This is a genomic window from Neisseria flavescens (assembly GCF_001618065.1).
GTDB lineage: Bacteria > Pseudomonadota > Gammaproteobacteria > Burkholderiales > Neisseriaceae > Neisseria > Neisseria flavescens_A.
The window spans coordinates 58,140-79,712 of record NZ_LAEI01000064.1 but is presented as its reverse complement, the minus strand read 5'-3'; the positions used below and the strand labels follow the sequence as shown (position 1 = coordinate 79,712).

Below are 21,573 nucleotides of genomic sequence, written 5' to 3'. Positions count from 1 at the left end.
ATGGCTAAAGAAGATACCATACAGATGCAGGGCGAAATTCTTGAGACTTTGCCCAATGCAACATTTAAAGTAAAACTGGAAAATGATCATGTAGTACTTGGTCATATATCTGGCAAAATGCGAATGCATTATATCCGTATTTCTCCAGGTGATAAGGTAACAGTTGAATTAACTCCTTATGATTTAACCCGTGCTCGGATTGTTTTCCGAGCAAGATAAACGATAAAAGGAAATAAAATGCGTGTACAACCTTCTGTAAAGAAAATTTGTCGCAATTGCAAGATTATTCGTCGTAATCGTGTAGTTCGCGTAATTTGTACTGACCCACGTCACAAACAACGTCAAGGTTAAGAAGCTAGTTTTCTTAACTATTGATTTTGTGGTATAGTGACATACTTTGCCCTAAAAAGGAAAAATATGGCTCGTATTGCAGGGGTAAATATCCCTAATAATGCCCATATCGTAATTGGCCTTCAGGCTATTTATGGTATTGGTGCGACTCGTGCTAAATTGATTTGTGAGGCAGCAAATATTGCTCCTACTACTAAAGCAAAAGATTTGGACGAGGCTCAATTAGACGCTTTGCGTGAGCAAGTTGCTAAATATGAAGTTGAAGGCGATTTGCGTCGTGAAGTAACGATGAGCATTAAACGACTGATGGATATGGGTTGCTATCGCGGCTTCCGTCATCGTCGTGGCTTGCCTTGTCGTGGTCAACGCACTCGCACAAATGCTCGTACCCGTAAAGGTCCGCGCAAAGCGATTGCCGGTAAGAAATAAATTTTAAGGAATTTGATTAATGGCTAAAGCAAACACAGCTTCGCGTGTACGTAAAAAAGTACGTAAAACCGTAAGCGAAGGTATTGTGCACGTTCATGCATCTTTCAACAATACCATCATTACAATCACTGACCGTCAAGGCAATGCATTGTCTTGGGCTACCTCTGGCGGCGCTGGTTTTAAAGGTTCTCGTAAAAGTACACCATTTGCAGCACAAGTTGCAGCAGAAGCAGCTGGTAAAGTTGCCCAAGAGTATGGCGTTAAAAATTTAGAAGTTCGCATTAAAGGCCCTGGCCCTGGTCGCGAATCTTCTGTACGTGCTTTAAACGCTCTTGGTTTCAAGATTACCAGCATTACTGACGTTACCCCGTTGCCTCATAACGGTTGCCGTCCGCCTAAAAAACGTCGTATTTAATATTGGAGTGATTTAAAACATGGCACGTTATATTGGCCCTAAATGTAAATTAGCACGTCGCGAAGGTACGGATCTGTTTTTGAAGAGTGCACGTCGCTCTTTGGATTCCAAATGTAAAATGGATTCTGCACCTGGTCAACACGGTGCGAAAAAACCACGTTTGTCAGACTACGGTTTGCAATTGCGTGAAAAACAAAAAATCCGTCGTATTTATGGCGTATTAGAGCGTCAATTCCGTCGTTACTTCGCGGAAGCAGCTCGTCGTAAAGGCTCTACCGGTGAATTGCTGCTGCAATTGCTGGAGTCTCGTTTGGACAATGTCGTTTACCGTATGGGTTTCGGCTCTACTCGCGCCGAAGCACGTCAATTGGTTTCTCACAAAGCTATCGTCGTAAACGGTCAAGTTGTTAATATCCCTTCTTTCCAAGTTAAAGCAGGTGATGTTGTAGCTGTTCGTGAAAAAGCTAAGAAACAAGTACGTATCCAAGAAGCATTGAGCCTGGCCACTCAAATTGGCTTGCCAAGCTGGGTATCTGTTGATGCCGACAAATTGGAAGGCGTATTCAAAAATATGCCGGATCGCTCAGAATTGTCTGGCGATATTAATGAACAGCTGGTGGTAGAGTTCTACTCTAAATAATGCTAGCTCAATGAGGGACAGTTAAATGCAAAATAGCACAACCGAATTTTTGAAACCTCGTCAAATCGATGTAGATACCTTGTCTCCAACTCGGGCCAAGGTGTCTATGCAGCCATTTGAACGTGGTTTTGGTCATACTTTAGGTAATGCTTTGCGTCGTATCTTACTGTCATCCATGAATGGCTTTGCCCCAACTGAAGTAGTTATTTCCGGTGTATTGCACGAATACTCTACTATTGATGGTGTTCAAGAGGATGTTGTTGACGTTCTCTTGAACATTAAAGGTATCGTATTCAAGCTTCACGGTCGTAACCAAGTTCAGTTGACTTTGAAGAAAACAGGTGCCGGTGCAGTTGTAGCCGGTGATATTGATTTGCCACACGATGTGGAAATCATCAATCCTGAACATGTTATTTGCCACTTGGCTGACAATGGCCAAATCGACATGGAAATTAAAGTAGAGCAAGGTCGTGGTTATCAGTCTGTTTCAGGCCGTCGCGTATTGCGTGATGAGAACAAACAGATTGGTGCGATTCAGTTGGATGCGAGCTTTTCGCCCATCAGTCGTGTTAGCTTTGAAGTTGAACCTGCACGCGTAGAGCAACGCACGGATTTGGATAAATTGGTTTTGGATATTGAAACCAATGGTTCTATTGATCCAGAAGAGGCTGTACGTAGTGCCGCACGTATCTTAATTGACCAAATGTCTATTTTTGCAGATCTACAAGGTACTCCGGTTGAAGAGGTTGAAGAAAAAGCACCTCCTATCGATCCTATCTTGTTGCGTCCTGTAGATGATTTGGAATTAACCGTACGTTCAGCTAATTGTCTGAAAGCTGAAGATATTTACTATATTGGCGATTTGATTCAACGTACTGAAACCGAGCTTCTCAAGACCCCTAATTTGGGTCGTAAATCTTTGAATGAGATCAAAGAAGTGTTGGCCTCTAAAGGTCTGACATTAGGTTCCAAATTAGAAGCTTGGCCGCCTGTAGGCTTAGAAAAGCCGTAAGTTTGAAGATTAAAGGATAATGACATGCGTCATCGTAATGGCAACCGCAAATTAAACCGTACTAGCAGCCACCGTGCTGCGATGCTGCGCAATATGGCGAATTCCTTGTTGACTCACGAAACCATCGTGACAACTTTGCCTAAAGCAAAAGAATTGCGCCGCGTAGTTGAGCCCTTGATTACCTTGGGTAAAAAACCTTCTTTGGCAAACCGTCGTTTGGCTTTTGACCGCACTCGCGATCGTGATGTTGTAGTTAAATTGTTTGACGAATTGGGTCCACGCTTTGCTGCTCGTAACGGCGGCTATGTTCGTGTACTGAAATACGGTTTCCGTAAAGGCGACAATGCTCCTTTGGCATTGGTTGAATTGGTTGATAAAGCAGCTGATTCTGCTGAATAAGCAAATTAATATGAAAGCACTACCTGTTTAGGTGGTGCTTTTTTATTTGGATTGACTCTTTCTCATTTCGCAGTGCTACAATACTCTAACGGAAAATCCTTATTCTATAAGGGTTTCCCGTTTTATTTGGTCTGGAAAAATGGGCTTAAAATAAATAATAATTGGTCGGAATTTACCTTTTTTCTTGGGTTTTCAACTCCTCCAACAGCAGTTTCATGGTGGCATATTGCTTTTCTGTTACTTCCAAACAGCGAATTGAACCTTCTTGCGGTAGGTTTGCACATAGCCTATTGTGTTGTTTTTACAACGAATATCGAACTTTGACAATACGGCTGTATACAGAAAATTGGAGCATTTGGTATCCATCTTTTAATAGAAACTGGCGGAATTGATTGGTGGCTTTGCGCTTGGCCGGTAGGTCGAAGAAGACGATAATCCTCATAAATTTGGCCTCACTCATATTGGTATTCTTTCAATGGCAAGATTTCTAGCAATTTCGGCTGTTTGGCATTTTTGGCGGTTACGCTGGCTTGAAATGAAGAAACCATTTTGTCGATGGCGGCCAAGGTGTTGAAGTGTTGCCGTTCGATGCGGATTTGACAGTGAAGGGTCTTGATAAGGTTTTGTTTGATGCCGAGGGTCAGTTCAGCCTTCAGACGGCCTGTAATGTCTTCATCGGTTTTGAATAGGGAGAATGCCGTGCCGATTTCATCTTGCAATTCGGAAGAAAGGTTTAATGGGGATTTTTTTGTCTTTCAATCCTTCTTTTTCCAGCGCACGTCTGATGGCATAGTAGGCCTTCTTTTCCATCAATGTTGAGGCTTCGGCATTGTCTTTGTCGTAACTCAAGCCTTTGAAAAAGGCGGTATCTTCTAAACCCAGCAGCTTACGGGCTTGTGCGTAAGTCAGTTTCTTTTTATACGGCTGATTTATAAGTATGGCACGTTCGGTATCGATCAATGGCCGCTCGCTGCCTTGCTCTAAAATACACAGGTTGTTCAGCTTGGTCAGCCAGATAAAACGTTCGGCTGTGTAGGTGTCTTTGGTGGCTTTCGGTTCTGTCGGTTCAAAGGTGCAATGCCTCAACATTTTTTGAATAGCATCAGGCGTTGCGTCATCAGCAGGGTTTCGATACCTTCTTTAAGGCCGTCTGAAAAGATGTGCCGCAACGCTCTGCCCCTTAAGGCTTCTGCTTTAAGGGGCATCGTTTTGTCTAAATGGCAGGGATTAAAAAGGCCATCTGAAATTTCAGACGGCCTTTGGTTTTACCAGATATCGGATTTGATTTTTCGTTTCAAGCCCGGGTGTTCAGAGAGTTTGAACTCTGGGTCTTTGCCCATTTTCAGCTTGGCTGTGTAGTCTTTCAACAGCAGGAAGGCAAGTGGGGACAGGAGCAGGATAGCAACGAGGTTAATCCATGCCATGATGCCCATGGCCATGTCTGCCATATCCCATACCAAGGGTACGTTGGCAACTGCGCCGAAGTAGACCCATGCCAAAACCAGCATACGGAAAACGGCGGTAACCAGCCAATGGCTCTTGATGAATTGGACGTTGGACTCGGCATAGGCATAGTTGCCGATAACGGTTGAAAAGGCAAACATAAACAGGATGGCGGCAAGGAAGCCCGCGCCCCATTCGCCTACCTGGCTGACGATTGCCGCTTGGGTCAGCGCCGCACCGCTCAGGTCGCCGTAAGGCTGTTGATAGGTCAAGACGATAAAGGCGGTGCATGAGCAGACGATGATGGTATCGACGAAAACGCCCAGCATTTGAATCATGCCTTGGGAGACGGGGTGTTTCACTTCGGCTGCGGCTGCGGCGTTCGGCGCGGAACCCATACCCGCCTCATTGGAATACAGGCCGCGTTTGATACCCTGCATCATGGTGGTTGAAATCAGACCGCCGAGGAAACCGCCTGCAGCCGAATCGAAGTTAAACGCGTTGGAGAAAATCTGACCGAACACGTCAGGAATCAGGGAAATATTGGTAGCAATGATGAAGAGTGCTATGACGAGATATAAAACCGCCATCAGCGGAACGACAATTTCCGCGGCTTTAGATACGCGACGGATACCGCCGAAGATAATAGGGGCAGTCAGAATGACCAGGGCGACACCGACATAGTGTTGATCCCAGCCCCATGCCGCTTTGGTGGTATCGGCGATGGTATTGGTCTGTACGGCTTCAAATACAAAGCCGAAACAGAAAATCAGGCTCAGGGCGAACAAAACGCCCAGCCATTTTTGTCCCAGGCCTTGAGTGATGTAGTAGGCAGGGCCGCCGCGGAAGTGGTGGTTGTCGTAGTCCCGGACTTTAAAGAGTTGGGCCAGTGAAGATTCGACAAACGCCGAACTCATGCCGATTAAGGCGGTTACCCACATCCAGAATACCGCGCCCGGCCCGCCGAGTTTGATGGCAATCGCCACACCGGCGATGTTGCCCACGCCTACGCGGCTGGCCAAGCCGGTAACGAATGCTTGGAATGGTGTGATTCCGTGCGGATCATCACCTTGTTTGCGACCGCCCAGCATTTCTTTGATACTGCGGCCGAAGAGGCGGAATTGTACAAAACCGGTGGTAACGGTGAAAAAGAGGCCTGCGCCTAAAAGCATATATACCAACCCCGACCACATTTGGTCGTTGATGGCGTTTACCCAGCCGTGAAGCTGTTCGAAAAATTGATCCATACAAACCTTTCAGAGTTTTTGCATTTTCAGACGGCCTGTGTGTGTGGGCTGTCTGTAATTGGATGTATTCTAGCAGACTGTCAACAAACTGAAAAACGTTTACATATTCTTTTTTATATTATGCTTTTGATTATCATGGAATTTTATTATTATAATGTAAAGAAATTATCGATTTTAATTTTTCCGTTTTACATATTTGAACAAAAAGGCCGTCTGAAAACAGAATCTTGTTTTCAGACGGCCTTGATTTTATTTCAATACGTTATTCAGGACGCATTTGCGGGAACAGAATCACGTCGCGGATGGTTTGCGAATCGGTCAGCAACATTACCAAGCGGTCGATGCCGATGCCGCAGCCGCCGGTCGGCGGCAGGCCGAATTCCATGGCGCGGATGTAGTCGGCATCGTAGTGCATGGCTTCGTCGTCGCCGGCGTCTTTTTGTGCCACTTGCGCCTTGAAGCGTTCGGCTTGGTCTTCCGGATCGTTCAACTCGGAGTAGCCGTTTGCCAGTTCGCGGCCAACAACGAAAAGCTCGAAGCGTTCGGTCAAGCCCGGTTTACTGTCGGATGCGCGTGCCAATGGCGACACTTCGACAGGGTAGTCGATGATGAAAGTCGGGTTCCACAGTTTACCCTCGGCGCAACCTTCAAACAGGGCGAGTTGCAGGCTGCCGATGCCCGGAGACGGAGGCAGGCTTTCGCCGTGTTTGACAATTTCTTTTTTCAGCCATTCTTCATCGTTCAACTGCTCATCGGTGTAGTGCGGATTGTATTTCTTGATGGCACCGAGAATGGTCAGGCGTTCAAACGGACTTTCCAAATCGACTTCTTTGCCGTTGTAGCTGATTTTTGCCGTACCGTTTACCGCGCGGGAAGCGTTGCGGATGACGTCTTCCGCCATTTGCATCATGCGTTCGTAGTCGGAGAAGGCTTCGTAGAATTCGATCATGGTGAATTCAGGGTTGTGGCGCACGGACATGCCCTCGTTACGGAAGCTGCGGTTGATTTCAAACACACGTTCCAAACCGCCGACAACCAAGCGTTTCAGATACAGCTCGGGCGCAATGCGCAGATAGAGTGGAATGTCCAAGGCATTGTGGTGGGTAACGAACGGTTTTGCCGTTGCACCGCCTGGAATCGGGTGCATCATTGGGGTTTCAACTTCCAAATAATGCTCGTTGACCATGAAATTGCGCACGGATTGGATGATTTGGCTGCGTTTGATGAAGGTATTGCGCGATTCTTCGTTGGCAATCAAATCGACGTAGCGTTGACGGTATTTGGTTTCCTGATCGCTCAAGCCTTTGTGTTTGTCCGGCAGCGGACGCAGGGATTTGGACAGTAGACGGATGTTGGACACGCGCACGGTCAATTCGCCGTGGTTGGTTTTGAACAAAGTACCTTCCGCGCCGACGATGTCGCCCAAGTCCCAGTGGTTGAAGTCGTCCAAAACTTCTTGGCTCACGCCTTTGTTGTTCAAATAAAGCTGGATTTGGCCGGTAACGTCTTGAATGGTGGCGAAGCTGGCTTTGCCCATTTGACGTTTGAGCATCATGCGGCCGGCCACTTTGACGGGAATGCCTTGCGGGTCGAGTTCTTCTTTGCTGATTTCACCGTATTGGGTGTGCAGGTCGGCGGCAAAGCTGTCGCGTTTGAAATCGTTAGGGTAGGCGTTGCGTTCTTTGCGGATGTTGTGCAGTTTCTCGCGGCGCAGGGCGATGATTTGGTTTTCGTCCAACTGCGGCTCGATTTGCGGATTGTTTTGTTCGCTCATGGTGTTTTCCGGAAAAATGAGTCAGGCTGCCAGAGTTTTCAGACGGCCTGAATAAAGTGAAAAATTGGCTCTATTTTACGCGATGTCGGTGTTTTTTTCTATAAAGGCAGAAAGGCCGTCTGAAACCTGAAAAATCGGTTTCAGACGGCCTTTTGTTTCATGAAGGGCAGTATCGGCGGTTAGATATCGGTTTCTAAATAAACAACTTGGGTCTGCAGATATTCTTCCAAACCGTGTTTACCGTCGGCGCCGCCGATACCTGATTTTTTCCAACCGGCATGGAAGCCCTGCATGGCTTCAAAGTTTTCGCGGTTGATGTAGGTTTCGCCGAAACGCAGACGGCGGGTTACATAAAACGCTTCATTCAGATTGGTGGTATAGACGGAGCTGGTCAGGCCGAATTCGCTGTCGTTTGCCAAGGCGATGACTTGATCGAGCGTGTCGAAAGTGGCAACCGGCAGGACGGGGCCGAAGGTTTCTTCCTTCATGATGTCCATGCTGTTGTCGGTATCGGTCAGCAGGGTAGGTTCGAAGAAGTAGCCTTTGCCGTCGGCACGTTTGCCGCCGCAGACCAGTGTCGCCCCTTGTTTGACGGCGCGTTCGACTTTCTCGGCAACGGCTTTGACAGCGCGCTCTTCAATTAACGGGCCCATTTCCAGCGCGCCGGGTTCGGCTTCGGCCGGGTTGCCGTAGCGCACGCCTTTCATGGCGGCAGTCATTTTTTCGATAAACGAGTCTTTCAGGCTGCTGTGGACATACACGCGTTCGGCGCAGTTACAGATTTGGCCGGTATTGCCCACGCGTGAAGCCAAGATGGATTTGACGGCCAGATCCAAGTCGGCATCTTTCAGGACGATGGCAGGGGCTTTGCCGCCCAGTTCCAGTGAGACTTTGGTAATGTTGGCGGAGGCGGCTTCCATTACTTGGCGGCCGGCATCGACAGAACCGGTCAGGCTGACCATATCGACTTGTGGATGCGATGCCAAGGCATTGCCGATTTCCGCGCCCGGGCCGTTGACGACGTTGAATACGCCGGCCGGTAAGCCTGAAGCATGAACGATTTCAGCAAAAATGTGGCAGTTAATCGGGGTAACGCTGCTTGGTTTGACGACGATGGTATTTCCGGTTACCAAAGCCGGGCCCATTTTGCGGGCGATCAGGAAGAATGGGAAGTTCCACGGCAAAATGCCGGCGATTACGCCCAAAGGACGTTTGAACAATAAAATGTTTTCGCGCGGACGGTCGCTTTGGATGATTTCGCCTTCATAACGGCGCGCCCATTCGGCTTGGTAATCGAGATAATCGGCAGTGAACATGACTTCTATGCGTGCCAAATCTTTGGTTTTGCCGCCTTCGGCAACAATGGTATCCGTCAGCTCTTCGGCGCGTTCGCGGATGCCTTGGGCAATTTTGCGCAGGTATGCGCCGCGTTCAACGGCAGGCAAACGCTCCCATGCAGTTTGTGCATCTCTGGCTGCGGCAACGGCACGATCAACATCGGCTTTTCCGCCTTTAGGCTCACGTGCGATGACTTCTTCGGTTGCCGGATTCAATACATCACGCCATGTACCGTTAAAGTCGGTTTCAAAGCGGCCGTTGATATACATAGACAGTTGTTTCATCAAACCTTCTCCTGTTGTTGTAGTTGGATGTAGTTTTAGTCTATGCCTAAATCGTCTGGCATACAAGAGGATTTAGCGTGGGTTGATGATAGGTATTTGGAAGTTTTTAGAAAAAGATGATGGGTGAGGGAGTTGGATAAGAGGTTGGAGCTGGTGTGATGCCTTGAGTTGAGTCCATAACAGCATTGTGACAAAGCTCGGATATTGCTTGATTTTGATGATAAAAAAGTATCAAGTGAAGAAAGGCTTGATGGAGAATATAAAAAAACCTGCTTTTTTCAAAGCAGGTTTTTATATTTGGTGGGTCGTGAGCGATTCGAACGCTCGACCAACGGATTAAAAGTCCGCTGCTCTACCGACTGAGCTAACGACCCGATAAGCTGTGCATTATAGGGAGATTGTTTCTTTTCGTCAACTGTTTTTTTGAAATTTTTTTCAAAAAACGTAAATCGGCTGTTATTTGGCGTTAATTCTCCCGTTTTCGAGTATTAATTATGTTATGATTTTCTAATCTGTCAGTTCTGATGGATATTTTTTAGACCAAAGGATATACAACATGAAAAAATTATTGATTGCTGCGATGATGGTAGCCGGCTTGGCGGCGTGTACACAAGAAGCGAAAAAAGAAACCCAAGAGGCGGCTTCTGCTGTTGCTTCCGATGTAAACACTGCTGCTGAAAATGCAGCTTCTACTGTTGATGCTGCTGCTTCTGAAGCCAAAGGTGCGGCTGAGCAAGCTGTTTCTGATGTTAAAGACGCAGCTGCAGATGCTAAAGCAACTGCGGATAAAGCGGTTTCTGACGCTAAAGATGCTGCCGGTAAAGCGGTTGAAGAAGCTAAAGATGCAGTTTCTGATGCTAAAGATGCTGCCAAAGACGCAGCTAAAGACGCTATGGGTAAAGCTGCCGATGCGACTCAGGAAGCTGCCGACAAATTGAAAGACGCTGCTAAATAAGCTGGTGTTTGATATTTGAAAAGGCCGTCTGAAATGTTCAGACGGCCTTTTTATATCGGCAGATTATTTTTTCTCTTGCTGACGCGTGTACACCAAAGAAGTCAGGATGGACGCGCCCAGTGCGCCGAAGACGACGGACAGGGAAATGGAAATCGGGATATGTACCCAGTGCATAATCAGCATCTTGATACCGATAAAGCTCAACACGAAGGCCAAGCCGTATTTGAGGAAGATAAAGCGTTCGGCAAAGTCTGCCAGTAAGAAGTACATGGCACGCAGGCCCAAGATGGCAAAAATGTTGGAAGTGAGGACGATGAAAGGGTCGGTGGTTACAGCAAAAATAGCGGGGATGCTGTCCACGGCGAAGATGACGTCGCTCAATTCGATCATAATCAATACCAGCAAAAGCGGTGTAGCGATGCGTTTGCCGTTCTCGATGGTAAAGAATTTTTCACCGTCAAACTGTTGGCTGGTCGGGATGACTTTTTTGAGTAGGGTCAGGATTTTGTTTTGGGAAAGGTCTTCCTCTTCGTCCGATTCGGGTTTCATCATGTGGATGCCGGTATAGAGCAGGAATGCGCCGAAAAGGTAGAGAATCCATTCGAATTGCTGTACCAGTGCCGCGCCGATGAAAATCATGATGGCGCGCAGGACGATGGCGCCGAATACGCCATAGAGCAAGACGCGGTGTTGCAATTTGGGTTCGACTTTGAAGTAGCCGAAAATCATCAGGAAAACGAAGATGTTATCAACGGCAAGGGATTTTTCAAGCACATAGCCGGTGAAGAATTCGAGGACTTTTTCTTTGGCGACAATGGCCCCGTAAGTCGGGTTGCCCGCCAGTTCAAAATAGAGCCAGCCTGCAAACGTGCAGGATACGACCACCCAAATGCCGCTCCAGGCGAGGGCTTCTTTGATGCTGACTTTGTGGGCGCCGTTTTTTTTCAGCGATACCATATCGATGGCGATCATGATTAAGACGGCAATAAAGAAGATGCCGTAAAACATCGGCGAGCCGACGGACGGGTATTGGGTCATAAACAATCCTTGTGTGTGGGGCATGGGTAAGGTTTACCAAGACAGGTAGAACATCGCCTTGGCAAAAAAGACGATAAACAGCATATGGCTGAATACGACGGCGTGTATGTATTTCGACCAGCCGACGGTGAGGGTGTGCCGTGCCATTTTGACGACGGCGATGGCAAAATGTACCAAAACGCTTACTGCCAACAGGATTTTGATGCTCAGCATGATGCCGAAAGAGCTGTCGAATGGGTGGTGAAGTATCGGCAGGTAGCGGTTGTACACCATCACGATGCCGCTGATGAACAAGGTAATGACGACAGGCGGCATCACGCGGACGGCACGATGGGACATGGCACGTTCGACTTCGCGGCGCGATTCGCGCGAAACGCGGCCGGTGTGCAAAACGGAGAGAACCAGCATTTCGAAAAATACGCCGCCGACAAAGGCAATCGCGCAATAAACGTGGATGATGTGTGCCAGTGCGTAGATACTCATGACGGGTGTTTCCGGTAATTCAGACAAGTCGTCATTGTATCACTACCGAATGCGGTTGATGTATGCGCAATTTTATGCCAAATATATTAAATTTTATAAATATTCTATTGGAATTGCCGTTTATTTTTGAAGTTAACCGTTCATCAAGAGCGTTATCTTAGTTTAATCTGTCTTTACTTATCAGAAAATATATTAATGAAAGGTTGTGCCATACTGCTCCATATAAAGCTTAACCCCTGATGGAGAATCAAACCATGAAGAAAACTTTTGCAAAAACTGTGACCTTGATCATGCTGGCTGCCTCTTTGGGTGCATGTGCCAATATGACTCAAACCCAACGCAACACTGCTGCTGGTGCGGTATTGGGTGGCGTGGCAGGTAACTTGATTGGTGGCGATACCGGCTCTACCTTGGGTGGCGCGGCTTTGGGTGGCGTTATCGGCAGCCAGGTTCATACCCGCTACTAATCCTTTATTCGGTTAAAATAAAAAGGCCGTCTGAATATTCAGACGGCCTTTTGTTTTACGGTTTATTCGTTGACGAACGTTACACCGGTCAGTTGCGATTGCAAAATAGCCGTGCGCAAGGCAGTCAGTGCTTTGGGACGGACAAAGTTGCGGCGATAAGCCAAAACGACACGGCGGTGCGGTGCAGTGCCTTCAAACGGGATAATGCTGAAAAGCATGTGGTCGTTTTCGGTCAATGCGGTAGCCGGCATGACGCTGATGGCCAGGCCGCTGGCAACCATGTGGCGGATGGTGTTGATGGAGCTGCCTTGCAGGGTATTGGTCAAGCCCTGGATTTTTTGCTTGGAAGCCAATTCGGAACAGCTTGCCAACACTTGGTCGCGCATACAGTTGCCTTCGGACAGCAGCAACACTTGTTCTTCGCTCAAAAGTTGGGGCGTAACGGCATCGAGTTCTTCAAAGTGATGTCCTTTGGGAACGATGACGAAGAAAGGTTCGTCATACAGAGGCTCGGTTACGATGCCCGGCTCTTGGAACGGTTCGGCAACGACGATTGCATCGACATCGCCGCGTTTGAGCGACTCGGTCAGGATGTGGGTATAGTTCTCTTCCAGCATCAGCGGCATTTTCGGTGCGGTTTCACGCAGCGCGGTAATGAGCTTGGGCAGAAGGTAGGGGGCAACGGTAAAAATCAGGCCGAGTTTGAATGCGCCTTCCAATTCGTTTTGCTCTTCATTGGCAAGGTGCTTGATGAGTTCTGCTTCTTCCAGAACCCGGCGGGCTTGGGCAACAATGCGCTCGCCCGCTTCGGTCGTGATGATGTCGTTGCTGCTACGGTCGAACAGGGATACCGACAGCTCTTCCTCCAGCTTTTTGATGGCGATGGAGAGGGTGGGCTGGCTGACAAAGCAGCGTCGTGCGGCACGTCCGAAGTGACGTTCTTGTGCGACGGCTACGATGTAACGCAATTCGGTCAAGGTCATGTGTTAAGCCTTTTTTTGTTCCGGCAGGGTGATGTTCAGCTCAAGAACGTCCAAGCCGTCTTGTTTCTCTTGGGAGATGCGGATGTCGTCCAATGATACGTTGACGTATTTGGACAGGACTTCCAACAACTCTTTACGCAGGGTCGGCAGATAGTCCGGAGCTTGGCCTTCTTGTGCGCGCTCTTGTGCGATGATGATTTGCAGGCGGTCGCGCGCGACTGTGGCGGTTTTCGGCTTTCTGCCGAACAGCATATCGAGCAGTGACATGTATTAACCTCCGAACAGTCGTTTTAAGAAGCTTTTCTTCTCAGCTTCGAGGAAACGCATTTCGCGGTTTTCACCCAAGAGGCGGGCGATAACGTCTTTGTAGGCTTCTGCTGCTGCGGCATTGTCTTGGTGGATGACAGGTTCGCCGGCGTTGGAAGCTTGCAGAACGTTTTGTGATTCAGGAATCACACCGATCAACGGAATACGCAAGATGTCGCAGATGTCTTGTACCGACAGCATTTCGCCTTTAGCCACGCGCTCCGGGGAGTAGCGGGTAATCAGCAGGTGCTCTTTAACTGTGCTGCCTTGTTCGGCTTTGCGGGATTTGCTTTGCAAAATGCCCAAGATGCGGTCGGAGTCGCGGACGCTGGATACTTCCGGATTAGTGGTAATGATGGCTTCGTCGGCAAAGTAGAGCGCCATCAGTGCACCTTGTTCGATACCGGCAGGGGAGTCGCAGATGATGAATTCGAAGCCCATTTTTTTGCTGGCCAACTCTTTCATCACGTTGTCCACGCCTTCGCGGGTCAGTGCGTCTTTGTCGCGGGTTTGCGAGGCGGGCAGGATGTAGAGGTTTTCGCAGTTTTTGTCTTTAATCAGGGCTTGGTTGAGTGTGGCTTCGCCTTGGATGACGTTGATGAGGTCGTATACGACGCGGCGTTCGCAACCCATAATCAGGTCAAGGTTGCGCAAACCGACGTCGAAGTCGATCACGGCAGTTTTGTGGCCGCGCAGGGCCAGGCCGGTTGCGATGCTGGCGCTGGTAGTGGTCTTGCCTACGCCGCCTTTACCTGAAGTTACTACGATGATTTTGGACACGATATTTCCTTTTTAAGTACTGATGTTTATTCGGCGTCGATTGCGCTGATAACCAGTCGGTTGTCTTGCAATGATACTTGTACGGGTTTTTTGTGCAGATGCTCGGGCAGGTCTTGCTCGAAGTTGCGGTAGATGCCGGCAACGGAGACTAACTCGGCCTGCATGGAATGGATGAAGATGCGCGCGTTGGTATTGCCTTTTGCGCCGGCCAACGCTCTGCCGCGCATGGGAGCGTAAATATGGATGTTGCCGTCGGCGATAAGTTCCGCACCTTGGCTGACGATGCCGGTAACGATGAGGTCGCCGTTTTCAGCGTAAACCTGCTGGCCGGTACGCACGGGCGTGCTGACCAATACGGTCGGATTGTTGATAACGGTGGCTTGTACGTCTTGCGGCTGCGGTGCTTGGCGAGGAGTAGGTGCTGCCTGTGTGTCGGCTGCCTGGGTGGAATTGCCTTGTTTGAAGACCAAGTGGTAACGCGCTGCCGCTGCCACCCAGGTATCGCTGGTGTGGTGCAGCCCTAAAATTTGCATGCCGTAACGGGCAAACAGGGAAATCATGCCTCCCAAATCGATGGATTCGGGATGGTCGAAATCTTGTACGTCTAAAATGAAGGGAACGAATTCGTCTTGGGATTGGCCTGCCAGTTGGCGCAGGAATTCTTCCAATTCGGTTAGATCTGCGGTGTGCAGATGGATGGATAAGACGTCCAAACGTGACGTTTTTATGTCGAATGCGGGTTTCATTGTAATGAAATAATAAAATTTTTTAATGACGTAAGTTTACCGTGTAAATCTTGGCTATTCAATCTGTTTGGCCGTCTGAAACCAAAATATTTTGTTTGAACGTTTTTCAGCTGTATTTAGTGTGGTTTTTTGGTGTGAACGCAGGTTTCAGACGGCCTTGGGGAAGGGGTAGCCGTGTGTGTCGATGTCGTCGGCGGCGGCCCACGGCGTGTGGATGAGGGTGGAGGGCAGGTGCGCCAATTCGGGGAGGTAACTGCGGATGTAGCTGCCGTCGGGATCGATTTGGTGCGAACGGTGGGCATAGCGGACGGTGGCCGTGTCTTGTGATGCGAGGTGCCAGTTGGCTTGGTTGATCGCGGGGTCGGTGCCGGTTTGGACGGAAGCTGTCCACGCGATGCCTTGGTTGGGGTCGAAGTTGAGGGCATGGCAGAAATAGTGGGCGCACAGTTGCTGGAGAACGGGATGTAAGTGGCCGGTGGCTTCGAGGCCGCGGATGGAGGCATCGATGATGGGCACGCCGGTTTGGCCGTGTCGCCAGTATTCGCGTATCGGGGCTGCATCGGTTATTTCGGGCAGGCGGCGGTGGTAGGCGAGCTGGTAGCAGTAGTCGCGGAAAATAAGCTTGTCCAGCCACTCGAAATGTCGGTTTGCCAAGCTTTCGGCAGCCAGCAGGCGTGGGGAAATGCAGCCTGCGGACAGGTAGGCATTGAGGAGGCTGGTGTTTTTTCGTGCCGGAAAATTTTGGGTAATCGGGTAGTGAACCAAATTCTGTTTGAACGCGTGCCATTGCGTTAAGGCTGCGGTTTCGCCGCCCTGTTGATAGGCAGGCAATACTGTGCCAGTATGGGCTGGAAACAGTGGAACGTTTTGTCCGGTTTGAACAGGCAATTCGGTTTCAGACGGTCTTTGTCCTGAATAAGCCTGCAACCATGCTTGTTTATAGGCGGCAAAATCAGTATAGGGCAGGCCGTTGGCATCCATGAGGGGGGATTTGGCCAAAATGCCGCGGTCGGTGGCGTGTTGCAGGGCAATGCCTGCTCGGTCGAAATTGTGCCAGAGGTGGTTGTCTTGGCGGATTTCGGCCTCGGTGTAGGCTTCGTCTGTGATGACGGTATGGGCATTGAGCGCAGCAGCCAAGGGGAGGAGGTCTTCGTCGGAAGCGACGACATATAAAGGAATATGGTGTGCCGCCAGACGGGTATGCAGTTCTTGTGCGGCTTGATAATGGAACAGGCTTTGACGCGAATTGTGGTTTTCAGACGGCCTTTGGCTGACCCAGACGCAGGCGATGGGCAAACCGCTTGCAACGGCGGCATTAAGCGCGACATTGTCGTGCAGGCGGAGGTTGCGGCGGAACCAGACAAGGACGTGAGCAGATTTCATGAGCATGTTCCGACGGAAAAGGGGAAACCATTTTATCAGAATCGGCCTCATGTATCAGGCCGTCTGAAAAATCTTTTGGTTTGATTTCGCTATATAATTTTGGTTTTAGCAACGAGATGCAACCATGACCGAGCAAACCGTTTTGGCACTCATTACCTGCCAAACCTATCCCGAACCGTCGGACAACCTGAAAACATTGGCGGCGCATTTGGAAACCATGGGCGTGAAAACCGTATTTGATGCGTGGCAAAACCATCCGTCCGCACCGTTTTTACTGCCTTTGTGCGCATGGGATTATGCCGCCGAACCCGAAGCCTTCCGCCAATGGCTGGAGCATGCCGGGCAGGTGGGGCAGCGTTTTATCAATCCGCCCGAGCTGATGGCTTGGAATATGGAAAAGACTTATTTGTGCGATTTGGCGGCGCGCGGCGCGCAAGTGATTCCCAGTGTGTTCGTTCCGCCGCAAAAAGCCGAATTGGCGGACATACTGAACCAACAGGGCTGGACGGAAGCGGTCATCAAGCCGGCATTCGGACAGAGCGGCAAAGGCGTGGTTAAAGTTTGTGCGGACGCATTGGACGTGGATATGGCGGATTATCCGCAAGGCATGATTGTTCAACCGTATATCCGCGAAATCGAAACAGCAGGCGAAACCTCGCTGGTGTTTTTCAACAGCGCATTCAGCCATGCTGTGCGCCGTCAGCCGCCACAAGGTGAATGGCGTGCCAACTCGGCCTATGGCGTGTCGGTGTTCGGTATTGAGCCGCCCGAGTTTGCCATCCGTGCCGCGCAAGACGTACTGGCCGCCTTGCCGCAAATGCCGGTTTACGCCCGCGTGGACGGTACACTGATTGGCGACACCTTCCTGCTTAATGAGTTGGAACTCATCGAACCTGCCCTGTACCTGCACACCAGCGAAGGCGCGGCGGAACGCTTTGCCCGATTGTTGGCGCAGTTGCTTGGGCAACATTCATCAACCTGACTTTATCAATATAATTAAAAAGCCTCAGGCCGTCTGAAAACCATCTTTCAGACGGCCTGAGGCTTTTTAAAACAAGATTTGCATGTTTGTATTTTTCAATAATGTGCCATTTGTCGATTGTGTCATTTTAATTGTTGCAGTCTTAATTGATGGTTGATTAACTTTCATTTGGCATTTTATCTCGGACGCAGCCTTTATTTTTAGCGGATTGTAAACAATCTGACCGGTCTAAATAGATATCTTTTTAGGGTAAAACCTCAAAAATCTTTTTAAAAAGAAAGATATTGTCTTATTGAATATTCTGTGCTGAAATTACATGACACTACAAAAAGTAGTGCATAAAAAATAAAACAGACAAAGGAGAAAGCCATGCAATTGTTTTTAGACAATCTCAAAGCCTTTTTCGAAACCATCAGCGGCTGGGTCTGGGGACCTATTATGTTGATGCTGCTGGTCGGTACGGGCATTTTGCTGACCGTTTTGCTGAAAGGCTTGCAGTTCACCATGTTGGGTTATGCGCTGAAACAGGCGTTTATGCCGTCAAAGAAGCATGAAGACGGCGAAGACCACGAAGGCGATATTTCCCATTTCGCGGCGTTGATGACCGCGCTGTCCGCCACCATCGGTACGGGTAACATCGCCGGTGTGGCGACTGCGGTGGTAACCGGCGGCCCGGGCGCAGTATTTTGGATGTGGATGACCGCCATTTTCGGTATGGCCACCAAATACGGCGAGGGCGTGTTGGCGGTGAAATACCGCGTCACCAATTCCAAAGGCGAAATGTCCGGCGGCCCGATGTATTACATTGAAAAAGGCTTGGGCAAAAACTGGAAATGGATGGCCGTCGCATTTGCCCTGTTCGGCACATTCGCTTCCTTCGGTATCGGCAGCTCGGTGCAGTCCAACTCAGTCGCGCAGGCAGTGCAAACCAGCTTCGGTGTCGAACCTGCCTACACCGGCGTGATATTGACCGTATTAACGGCCATTGTGCTTTTGGGCGGCATTAAGGGCATCGCCAAAGCCGCGTCCTTTATCGTACCTGCCATGGCAGTGTTTTATGTAGTGGGCGGTATTTCCATTATTGTCGTGAATTCTGACGCACTGATGCCTGCCGTCAAACTGATTTTCTCCGATGCGTTTAGCGCACAGGCCGTTGCTGGCGGTGCCATCGGTACGGTCATCCGTTACGGCGTGGCGCGCGGTGTGTTCTCCAACGAGGCAGGTATGGGTTCTGCGCCGATTGCCGCCGCAGCCGCGAAAACCGACCATCCCGTCCGTCAGGCTTTGGTTTCCATGACCGGTACTTTTTTGGACACCATCGTTGTCTGCTCGATTACCGGTATCGTGTTGGTCATGGGTCTGCTCGGCGCAGGCGGCGAGTTTGTGAAACCTGAATTGAGCGGCGCGGCGCTGACAACCGTTACTTTCCAAAAAATGCTGCCCGGCATCGGCGGCTGGATTGTGACCATCGGCCTGATTTTCTTTGCCTACTCAACCATTCTCGGCTGGTGTTATTACGGCGAGAAATGCGCGGTTTACGTCTTCGGCGAGAAGTTTGCCGGTTTGTACCGTGTCGGTTATGTTTCTTCGGTTATGCTGGGAACCGTGTTGAGCCTTGATTTGGTGTGGCTGGCTTCGGATACATTCAACGGCTTGATGGCATTGCCCAACCTGATTGCGCTTTTGTTGATGGCTAAAGTCATCGTCAATGAAACGCGCGACTTCAAACAAAAAATCAAAAACGGCGAATTGCCGCATTGATGTCCAAGGAAGTCTGAAACGGAACATTCAGACGGCCCGATGGATATCAGTTTGTTTTGAAAAAAGTCAGAGGAGGAGAAAAATGAAAGTGCTGGTTTTAGGTGCCGGAGTTGCCGGCGTATCTTCCGCGTGGTATCTGGCAGAGGCAGGACATGAGGTAACGGTCATCGACCGCGCCGAGGGCGTGGCGATGGAAACCAGTTTTGCCAATGCAGGCCAGCTTTCCTACGGCTATACCACGCCTTGGGCTGCACCCGGTATCCCGACCAAAGCGCTGAAATGGCTGTTTAAAAGCCATCCGCCTTTGCTGTTTCGCCCTGACGGCAGCCTGTATCAAATCGAATGGCTGTGGCAAATGCTGCAAAACTGCACGGCATCCCGCTATCAAATCAATAAAGAGCGCATGGTCAGGATTTCTGAATACAGCCGTGAAATGTTCCGCCGTTTTGAAGCGCAAACCGGCATGAATTTTGAAGGGCGCAAAAAAGGGACGTTGCAGATTTTCCGCCAAACCAAAGAAGTCGAAGCGGCAGAACAAGACATTGCCGTTTTGGAACGCTATGGCGTACCGTACCGCCGTCTGAAACCCGAAGAATGCGCAGAGTTTGAGCCTGCGCTGGCGCGCGTTACCACTAAAATTGCCGGCGGCCTGCACCTGCCTGCGGACGCGACCGGCGACTGCCACCTCTTCACTGAAAACTTATACAAATTGTGTCAGGAAAAGGGCGTACAGTTCCATTTCAACCAAACCATCAGCCGCATCGACCACAACGGGCTGCGCATCAAAGCCGTTGAAACCGAAACAGGGCGGTTTGAAGCAGATGCCGTTGTCTGCGCGCTCGGCTGCTTCAGCAGGACTGTGTTGGCGCAGTTGGATCTCAATCTGCCGATTTATCCCGTCAAAGGTTATTCCTTGACCCTGCCCGTCACAAACTCAGACGGCGCACCGGTGTCCACCGTTCTCGATGAGAGCTACAAAGTCGCCATCACGCGCTTTGACAACAGAATCCGCGTCGGCGGCATGGCGGAATTGTCGGGCTACGAAATCAAACTGCCCGAAAAACGCCGCGAAACCTTGGCTTTAGTCGTCAACGACTTGTTCCCAGAAGGTGGCGATTTGAACCAAGCATTGTTCTGGAGCGGCCTCAGACCGATGACGCCCGACAGCACGCCGTTAATCGGGCGCACCCGCTTTGATAATCTGTTCCTGAATACCGGCCACGGCACTTTGGGCTGGACCATGTCGCTGGGTTCGGCAAAATTAACTGCCGATATCGTGAGCGGCAAAGACACCGAAATCCGCAGCGACGACTTGAGCCTGTCGCGCTATCAGGCTTAAGCTGGAAAGCGATAAGGTTTAGCGACATTTCAAACTTGAGGGCCGTCTGAAAACCATTTTTCAGACGGCCTTTTGTTTCAAAATCCGGGTATCCAATCAATAAAATAAATAATAACTATTATCATGCGCATTAAAAAGTGTTAGTCTGAACCTGTCCCAGCTTTTAGCGCAGGTTTTCTCATGCCCGATTTTTCGATGTCCAATTTGGCCGTTGCCTTTTCCATCACGTTGGCTGCCGGTTTGTTTACCGTATTAGGCAGCGGCTTGGTGATGTTTTCCAAAACGCCTAATCCGCGCGTGTTGTCGTTTGGTTTGGCATTTGCCGGCGGTGCGATGGTGTATGTCTCCCTGACGGAGATTTTCAGTAAATCCAGTGAGGCGTTTGCTGAAATTTATGATAAAGACCACGCGTTTGCGGCGGCGACCATGGCATTTTTGGCTGGGATGGGCGGCATCGCGCTGATTGACCGCCTGGTGCCGAACCCGCATGAAACCTTGGATGCGCAAGACCCGTCGTTTCAAGAAAGCAAACGCCGCCATATTGCGCGAGTCGGCATGATGGCGGCGTTTGCGATTACGGCGCACAATTTCCCCGAAGGCTTGGCGACGTTTTTTGCCACCTTGGAAAATCCGGCGGTCGGGATGCCTTTGGCCTTGGCGATTGCCATCCATAATATTCCGGAGGGCATTTCCATCGCCGCGCCGGTTTATTTTGCCACCCGAAGCCGTAAGAAAACGGTATGGGCGTGTCTGCTATCCGGTTTGGCCGAGCCTTTGGGGGCGGCTTTGGGCTATTTGGTTTTGCAGCCGTTTTTGTCGCCTGCCGTGTTTGGCTCGGTGTTCGGCGTGATAGCCGGCGTGATGGTGTTTTTGGCGTTGGACGAGTTGTTGCCGGCCGCCAAACGCTATTCAGACGGCCACGAAACCGTTTACGGCCTGACAACGGGCATGGCGGTGATTGCCGTCAGCCTGGTATTGTTCCATTTTTAAAACCCGTATGCCAAAGGCCGTCTGAAAT

General features: G+C 49.8%; 23 protein-coding genes, 1 tRNA gene and 2 pseudogenes. 13 read left to right on the top strand and 13 right to left on the bottom strand.

The features are described from left to right. The 7 genes from infA to rplQ all read left to right on the top strand — a co-directional run bounded on the left by infA (window position 1) and on the right by rplQ (window position 3,246). The gene (infA, locus tag TW89_RS10320; protein WP_003684714.1) at window positions 1-219 is read left to right on the top strand and encodes a translation initiation factor IF-1; all 219 of its coding nucleotides are present in this window, start codon (window positions 1-3) and stop codon (window positions 217-219) included. An 18-nt stretch (window positions 220-237) separates the two neighbouring features. Then, window positions 238-351, top strand: coding sequence for a 50S ribosomal protein L36 (gene rpmJ, locus TW89_RS10315; protein ID WP_003697674.1), 114 nt, complete (start codon window positions 238-240; stop codon window positions 349-351). A 66-nt stretch (window positions 352-417) separates the two neighbouring features. Then, window positions 418-780, top strand: a complete 363-nt coding sequence (gene rpsM / locus TW89_RS10310) for a 30S ribosomal protein S13 (protein WP_003749295.1) — start codon at window positions 418-420, stop codon at window positions 778-780. Between the two features lie 19 nt (window positions 781-799). Beyond that, window positions 800-1,195, top strand: coding sequence for a 30S ribosomal protein S11 (gene rpsK / locus TW89_RS10305; protein WP_002216249.1), 396 nt, complete (start codon window positions 800-802; stop codon window positions 1,193-1,195). A 19-nt stretch (window positions 1,196-1,214) separates the two neighbouring features. Then, complete coding sequence (gene rpsD, locus TW89_RS10300; protein ID WP_039863983.1) at window positions 1,215-1,835, top strand: 30S ribosomal protein S4; 621 nt, start codon at window positions 1,215-1,217, stop codon at window positions 1,833-1,835. A 25-nt stretch (window positions 1,836-1,860) separates the two neighbouring features. After that, a complete protein-coding gene (locus TW89_RS10295) occupies window positions 1,861-2,847 on the top strand; it encodes a DNA-directed RNA polymerase subunit alpha (protein ID WP_107867948.1) in 987 nt (328 codons plus the stop codon). A 24-nt stretch (window positions 2,848-2,871) separates the two neighbouring features. Next, window positions 2,872-3,246: a 50S ribosomal protein L17 gene (gene rplQ, locus TW89_RS10290; RefSeq protein WP_003684792.1), complete on the top strand. Its 375-nt coding sequence runs from the start codon at window positions 2,872-2,874 to the stop codon at window positions 3,244-3,246. Between the two features lie 122 nt (window positions 3,247-3,368). Here rplQ and cas2 read toward each other — a convergent pair. The 6 genes and pseudogenes from cas2 to TW89_RS10255 form a co-directional block, all read right to left on the bottom strand. After that, a pseudogene (gene cas2, locus TW89_RS10285) lies at window positions 3,369-3,706 on the bottom strand (CRISPR-associated endonuclease Cas2). A 151-nt stretch (window positions 3,707-3,857) separates the two neighbouring features. Beyond that, window positions 3,858-4,400 (bottom strand): annotated as a pseudogene (locus tag TW89_RS10275) (type II CRISPR RNA-guided endonuclease Cas9); the annotation flags it as partial. Window positions 4,401-4,511: 111 nt separating this feature from the next. After that, window positions 4,512-5,936, bottom strand: a complete 1,425-nt coding sequence (locus TW89_RS10270; RefSeq protein ID WP_128581385.1) for an alanine/glycine:cation symporter family protein — start codon at window positions 5,934-5,936, stop codon at window positions 4,512-4,514. A 262-nt stretch (window positions 5,937-6,198) separates the two neighbouring features. Further along, window positions 6,199-7,710 (bottom strand): lysine--tRNA ligase, encoded by a 1,512-nt coding sequence (gene lysS, locus TW89_RS10265; RefSeq protein ID WP_128581384.1) that lies wholly within the window; start codon window positions 7,708-7,710, stop codon window positions 6,199-6,201. A gap of 179 nt (window positions 7,711-7,889) precedes the next feature. Further along, window positions 7,890-9,332 (bottom strand): aldehyde dehydrogenase, encoded by a 1,443-nt coding sequence (gene aldA, locus TW89_RS10260; RefSeq protein ID WP_128581383.1) that lies wholly within the window; start codon window positions 9,330-9,332, stop codon window positions 7,890-7,892. A 298-nt stretch (window positions 9,333-9,630) separates the two neighbouring features. Then, a tRNA-Lys gene (locus TW89_RS10255) sits at window positions 9,631-9,706 on the bottom strand. Between the two features lie 182 nt (window positions 9,707-9,888). Here TW89_RS10255 and TW89_RS10250 point away from each other — a divergent pair. Next, window positions 9,889-10,287, top strand: coding sequence for an Ag473 family lipoprotein (locus tag TW89_RS10250; RefSeq protein WP_070765189.1), 399 nt, complete (start codon window positions 9,889-9,891; stop codon window positions 10,285-10,287). A gap of 63 nt (window positions 10,288-10,350) precedes the next feature. Here TW89_RS10250 and TW89_RS10245 read toward each other — a convergent pair whose 3' ends face one another. Together TW89_RS10245 and TW89_RS10240 are read right to left on the bottom strand one after the other, a co-directional pair. After that, a complete protein-coding gene (locus tag TW89_RS10245; RefSeq protein ID WP_128581382.1) occupies window positions 10,351-11,325 on the bottom strand; it encodes a TerC family protein in 975 nt (324 codons plus the stop codon). 33 nt (window positions 11,326-11,358) lie between these two features. After that, window positions 11,359-11,808 (bottom strand): CopD family copper resistance protein, encoded by a 450-nt coding sequence (locus TW89_RS10240; RefSeq protein WP_128581381.1) that lies wholly within the window; start codon window positions 11,806-11,808, stop codon window positions 11,359-11,361. 254 nt (window positions 11,809-12,062) lie between these two features. Between TW89_RS10240 and TW89_RS10235 the strand changes: the two genes are divergently transcribed. Further along, window positions 12,063-12,275 carry a glycine zipper 2TM domain-containing protein gene (locus TW89_RS10235; protein WP_003684747.1) on the top strand — a complete coding sequence of 71 codons (213 nt, stop codon included), beginning with the start codon at window positions 12,063-12,065 and terminating at the stop codon, window positions 12,273-12,275. A gap of 62 nt (window positions 12,276-12,337) precedes the next feature. Here the strand turns inward: TW89_RS10235 and TW89_RS10230 are convergent, their stop codons facing one another. The 5 genes from TW89_RS10230 to TW89_RS10210 all read right to left on the bottom strand — a co-directional run bounded on the left by TW89_RS10230 (window position 12,338) and on the right by TW89_RS10210 (window position 16,473). Next, window positions 12,338-13,258, bottom strand: a complete 921-nt coding sequence (locus tag TW89_RS10230; RefSeq protein WP_003749313.1) for a hydrogen peroxide-inducible genes activator — start codon at window positions 13,256-13,258, stop codon at window positions 12,338-12,340. A 3-nt stretch (window positions 13,259-13,261) separates the two neighbouring features. Then, window positions 13,262-13,525 (bottom strand): cell division topological specificity factor MinE, encoded by a 264-nt coding sequence (gene minE / locus TW89_RS10225; RefSeq protein ID WP_003680625.1) that lies wholly within the window; start codon window positions 13,523-13,525, stop codon window positions 13,262-13,264. A gap of 3 nt (window positions 13,526-13,528) precedes the next feature. Continuing rightward, window positions 13,529-14,344, bottom strand: a complete 816-nt coding sequence (gene minD / locus TW89_RS10220; protein ID WP_049348491.1) for a septum site-determining protein MinD — start codon at window positions 14,342-14,344, stop codon at window positions 13,529-13,531. 26 nt (window positions 14,345-14,370) lie between these two features. Then, window positions 14,371-15,090, bottom strand: a complete 720-nt coding sequence (gene minC / locus TW89_RS10215; RefSeq protein WP_128581380.1) for a septum site-determining protein MinC — start codon at window positions 15,088-15,090, stop codon at window positions 14,371-14,373. Window positions 15,091-15,237: 147 nt separating this feature from the next. Continuing rightward, window positions 15,238-16,473 carry an FAD-binding domain-containing protein gene (locus TW89_RS10210; protein ID WP_283114713.1) on the bottom strand — a complete coding sequence of 412 codons (1,236 nt, stop codon included), beginning with the start codon at window positions 16,471-16,473 and terminating at the stop codon, window positions 15,238-15,240. Window positions 16,474-16,597: 124 nt separating this feature from the next. Between TW89_RS10210 and TW89_RS10205 the strand changes: the two genes are divergently transcribed. From TW89_RS10205 to zupT, 4 genes are all read left to right on the top strand, one after another. Beyond that, window positions 16,598-17,455, top strand: a complete 858-nt coding sequence (locus TW89_RS10205; protein WP_128581378.1) for an ATP-grasp domain-containing protein — start codon at window positions 16,598-16,600, stop codon at window positions 17,453-17,455. Window positions 17,456-17,824: 369 nt separating this feature from the next. Then, window positions 17,825-19,216, top strand: a complete 1,392-nt coding sequence (locus tag TW89_RS10200) for an alanine/glycine:cation symporter family protein (protein WP_049336834.1) — start codon at window positions 17,825-17,827, stop codon at window positions 19,214-19,216. Then, window positions 19,164-20,555: a D-amino acid dehydrogenase gene (locus tag TW89_RS10195; protein WP_349251558.1), complete on the top strand. Its 1,392-nt coding sequence runs from the start codon at window positions 19,164-19,166 to the stop codon at window positions 20,553-20,555. The genes TW89_RS10200 and TW89_RS10195 overlap by 53 nt, the downstream gene beginning before the upstream one ends. 180 nt (window positions 20,556-20,735) lie before the next feature. After that, entirely contained in the window at window positions 20,736-21,545 is an 810-nt protein-coding gene (zupT, locus tag TW89_RS10190; protein ID WP_002224778.1) for a zinc transporter ZupT, read from the top strand. Window positions 21,546-21,573 lie beyond the last annotated feature (28 nt).